Annotated in this window: 1 protein-coding gene; it reads right to left on the bottom strand. The window is 59.3% G+C overall.

Annotation, left to right across the window (positions count from 1 at the left end; genetic code table 11):
- On the bottom strand, positions 1-511 hold a 511-nt coding region (locus ACTHUR_RS18525; protein ID WP_440400234.1), incomplete at both ends, for a ChaN family lipoprotein.

The following is a 511-nucleotide window of genomic DNA, read 5'->3' as shown; positions in this document are numbered from 1 at the left end:
GTCTTTAAACTGCTGCATGGACACCAGCCCGTCAGTGCTGCCGTGGTTGCCGCCCATGATTTTGCCCAACGCCTCGCGTACGCGCGCATCGCCGCCCGCTTTCCCTTGCGGCACGAACGAAGCTGCCTGTCGCACGGCGGCGCGATCGGGGTTTGCTGCCAAAACTTTGGCTTTTTGTCCCATCAGAAAATGGACGAGCGTGCTGTAATCCTGCCATTGCCATGCGTTGTTCCAGCCCATTTTTTCATTCAGGCGGCGCGGCGTGGTTTTACCGCCCGACTGCATCCATGCCTGCACTTCGCCAACCTGCCGCTGCTGCGAAGCGTCCAGCATTTCCAAAAGCACCGAGCCTGACTGCCTTGCATCGGCAGTCTGAGCCAACAGCCATGTTTCCGCGTTGTGGTGCGCCGCTTCGTCGTGTTTCTCGCCGATTAAGACGACATCCGCCTGCTTCAACTGCTGCACCAAAGCTTCGGGCGCAATTTCCCGCCCCGCCTGCGTATCGTAAATC

The sequence above is a fragment of the Neisseria sp. P0021.S007 genome (assembly GCF_051956855.1).
Note: the sequence above shows the minus strand (reverse complement) of the source record. Positions and strands in the feature narration are given on the sequence as shown.